The organism is Shewanella sp. SG41-4, assembly GCF_014164505.1.
Taxonomy (GTDB): domain Bacteria; phylum Pseudomonadota; class Gammaproteobacteria; order Enterobacterales; family Shewanellaceae; genus Shewanella.
Genome location: NZ_JACJFI010000309.1, coordinates 1 through 4,038 on the forward strand (window position 1 = coordinate 1; position 4,038 = coordinate 4,038).

Genomic DNA, 4,038 nt, shown 5'->3' on the forward strand with positions numbered 1-4,038 from the left:
CTTTTTCTCTGAACCTTCAAAAAACATTTGTAACTACTCAGCACCTGTTCTAATTAGAGATGTTCGTATAAAAATACAACGTAAATTCTCAAGAATAAGCAATTTATACATAACTCAAGGCAAAAACACATAATCTATTTATTTGAATGAGAATTTTCAACGATGGTATAGGGTTAAATGACAACTGCCTGAGTAGTTGCAACCACTTATCAACTTAAAAGCCTAGCAACCTGAGGTCACTAGGCTTTTTTTATAATAAGTTAATATCGCCTAGTCGATAGATTAAAAATCTTCTAAGTAAGTGTAACCTTTAAGCCCTAACTGTAACTCTTCTAGAATGCTGGCACGCTCATCTTCAACAATATGTTGATTCACAAGCTCTTCATAAGTGCGCATGAAATCAACCGCATCTAAATTCACATAACGTAAAACGTCAGCAACTGTGTCGCCTTCTAAAACAGATTCAATCTGGCTTAAACCACGCTCATCAATGCGAACAACAGCAGAGTTAGTATCGCCAAACAAGTTATGCATATCACCCAAAATCTCTTGGTATGCACCCACCATAAAGAAACCTATCAAGTATGGGCTGTCGGCACTCCACGCTGGTACTGGTAATGTGGTTTCAATTCCCTGTCCATCTACGTATTGGTCAACAATACCGTCAGAGTCACAGGTAATATCTAACATAACTGCACGGCGCTCAGGTGCTTTATCTAAACCCGATAATGGCAACACTGGGAACACTTGATCAATACCCCATGCATCAGGCAATGACTGGAATAAAGAGAAGTTAACGAAAAACTTATCGGCTAACTTTTCATTTAATTCATCAATCACTGGACGGTGATAACGGTTATTGTTACTTAATAATCCCTTCACTTCATGACAAACACGTAAATTAGCTTGTTCTGCCCATGCTCGGTCAGCCAAACTTAATTGACCCACAGCAAACAATGAATGCGCTTCAGAAATATCACTTTGACTATCGTGATAAATTTCAATAATCGCACGTTGATCAAAACGACCACTTATTTCTAACCAAGATTGCCACATATTGTGGAGCAATTGCGGTGCGTCTTCACTTGGTTCTTGGATATTCTCTGGAAGGTACGCTTCAGTACCAATAACATCGGTAATCAACACTGCATGATGCGCCGTTAAATGGCGACCAGATTCAGAAATAATACGTGGCATTGGTTGCTCGTATTCATTACATAAATCGGTTAATACATTGACGATATTGTTAGCATACTCATTTAAACCATAATTCATTGAGTTATTGCTTTGACTACGAGTGCCATCATAGTCAACCGCTAACCCGCCGCCCACATCAAAACAATCAATACTGGCACCGAGTTGGCGCAATTCACAGTAAAAACGACCTGCTTCACTTACACCTTGGCGAATGTCACGAATATTTGCAATTTGCGAACCTAAATGGAAGTGCAGTAACTGTAGAGAATCAAGCATATTAGCACTTTTCAATTCAGCTATAACTTTCAACACTTGTGCTGCAGACAAACCAAATTTGGACTTTTCACCACCGCTAGCTTGCCATTTGCCTTTGCCCTGGAAAGCCAAACGCACACGTAAACCTAAACGTGGTGTAATACCAAGCTTTTCAGCTTCTATTAATACCATTTTAAGTTCTGACATTTTTTCCAGAACGATATACACCTTATGGCCAAGCTTCTCGCCAATAAGTGCTAAACGAATATATTCTTTATCTTTATAGCCATTACATACAATGACTGAACTGGCTTTTTGCGCCATAGCAAGTACAGCCATTAATTCTGGCTTACTACCGGCTTCAAGTCCTAACTGAGGGACTTCTTTTGATTTTTGGCTAGCTAAAATTTCTTCAACTACCGTTTTTTGTTGATTTACTTTGATTGGGTAAACTAACAAGTAATCATTTTGATAATCGTACTTCTTAATTGCATCATTAAATGCTTCGCATAAGCTTTCCACTCTATGGTGTAAGATTTGCGGGAAACGGACTAATACCGGTAACGAGACACCTGCTTCGACCATACTTTTGGCTAATTCATTTAAGCCAACTTTATGATCAGGATTTTGTGGGTTAGGTGACACTGTCACTTCGCCATCCTCACGAATACCATAAAAACCTTGGCTCCAGTGAGTCACGTTATAACCCGAGCGAGCATCTTCGATAGACCAATCAGACATAATTATTTTCCGTATTTGTATCAAAGTTAGCAGTTGACCAAAAGTGGCTTCTGCTTGTTAAAAATCCAGATAACACAACAATGCTATCCAAGAAATAAAATAGTTTATTCAGCACTATTATGGCTGTAAACCTGTGACAGACAAAATAAAGCGACTATAAAATGGCCCAATATCATATCGTCATTGTTATCAAGTTTCACATCTTCATATAATGAGCATCTTACGCAGAAATTCACAAAGCATGCAAATTTTGGCAGCTGAACATTGGTTCGCTGCTGTAACAAGTATTTTACTGACTAGGTCTGTAATTAGTTCATTTTCATTTGATAACCAACCACATTTTTAGCCTTTGTAAAAACGGCGCAATTAAAACCTGCAATGGTGTGTAATGCAAGTTAATTACCGATTAATTACCATAAAAATTCGTCTACAATCGTGGTCATAAACTTCAACAAACAAGGCGATCAGCCCAAATGATTTTCGATAGCGATTAATTGGCACAACGTGAGCTTAATTTACGTGTATAATTACGTGTTTTTCTTAAGATCATCTTTTCATTTTTAATTAAAGTAGAGTCATTCATGATACAAATCGGTAAACGTTATTCATTAGAAGTTGTTAAACAAGTTAATTTTGGGGTTTATCTAAATGCTCAAGAGCTTGGACAAGTCTTGCTTCCTAATAAATTTGTCCCTACCGGTTGTAATGTCGGTGATATGGTAGATGTGTTTCTTTATCTAGACTCTGAAGATATTGTGATTGCTACCACCCAAAAGTCGTTAGCTCAAGTGGGTGAGTATGCTTATTTAAAAGTGATAGCCACGGGCCCATTTGGCGCATTTTTAGATTGGGGATTAGACAAAGATTTATTACTCCCTTTTGGCGAGCAACATAAACCGGCTGAAGAAGGCCATTCATACTTAGTTTATGTACATGCTAACCATGCCGACGAACGTATTATGGCATCCTCAAAACTGGATAAGTTTGTCGATAAAACAGAAGCTCACTACACAGTAGGTGAACAGGTTAATTTAATCATCGGCGGCACTACAGAGCTAGGTTACAAAGCCATTATTAACAACCTTCATTGGGGCGTAATTTACACTAACGAAGTTTTCCAAAAATTGCGATTTGGCCAAAAAGTCACTGGTTATATCAAAACAATACGCAGTGATGGCAAAATTGATCTTGTGCTGCAAAAAGGTGATAAAGACGAGCTAGATAAAAATGCCCGTTTGATCATTAATAAATTGCGCAGTGCTAATGGTTTTTTACCACTGCATGATAAAACAGATGCCGATGTCATTTATGACAAACTCGGCATGAGTAAAAAAGCCTTTAAAAAATCAATCGGTGGCTTATTTAAAGCAGGTGAAATCACTATCGAAAGTGACGGTATTCGCCTAACTGTGTGAACAATAATCGATTAGCCTCGGTAAACTAGCCCAATCCTTTGAGAAAAAGCATGCCTCTGTTATACAAGTAATAGAATCATGCTTTTTATTAAAAGGATACTGTGTATGGAATTAACCTCACTAGAAGCTAGAGTTATCGGATGTTTACTCGAAAAAGAACTCACGACTCCTGATCAATATCCTCTGTCATTAAATTCACTCGCCTTAGCATGTAATCAAAAAAGTAGCCGCGAACCTGTGCTGTCTCTGAGCGAATCTGAAGTGAAAACGGTATTAGACGACCTTACCAAAAAACGCTTACTCAGCGAGCAATCTGGTTTCGGCAGCCGAGGCGTAAAATATAAGCATCGCTTTTGTAATACTGAATTCAGTGAATTGCAATTTAGCAGTGCTGAAGTCGCTATAATTTGTGTGTTGTTATTACGGGGAC

The 4,038-nt window shown here is 38.2% G+C and carries 3 protein-coding genes; 2 read left to right on the forward strand and 1 reads right to left on the reverse strand.

What is annotated here, in order from left to right; all coding sequences use genetic code 11:
* Positions 1 to 282 precede the first annotated feature (282 nt).
* The gene (speA, locus tag H5202_RS18660; protein WP_182773387.1) at positions 283 to 2,193 is read right to left on the reverse strand and encodes a biosynthetic arginine decarboxylase; all 1,911 of its coding nucleotides are present in this window, start codon (positions 2,191 to 2,193) and stop codon (positions 283 to 285) included.
* A 581-nt stretch (positions 2,194 to 2,774) separates the two neighbouring features.
* Here speA and H5202_RS18665 point away from each other — a divergent pair.
* Positions 2,775 to 3,608: a CvfB family protein gene (locus H5202_RS18665; RefSeq protein WP_182773388.1), complete on the forward strand. Its 834-nt coding sequence runs from the start codon at positions 2,775 to 2,777 to the stop codon at positions 3,606 to 3,608.
* A gap of 105 nt (positions 3,609 to 3,713) precedes the next feature.
* The coding region (locus H5202_RS18670) for a DUF480 domain-containing protein (RefSeq protein WP_182773389.1) at positions 3,714 to 4,038 on the forward strand (325 nt) is incomplete at its 3' end.

What these genes read in the sequence shown, in the direction of transcription:
- speA (WP_182773387.1), bottom strand. Translation starts at nt 2,193, where the DNA reads ATGTCTGATTGGTCTATCGAAGATGCTCGCTCGGGTTATAACGTGACT.
- H5202_RS18665 (WP_182773388.1), top strand. Translation starts at nt 2,775, where the DNA reads ATGATACAAATCGGTAAACGTTATTCATTAGAAGTTGTTAAACAAGTT.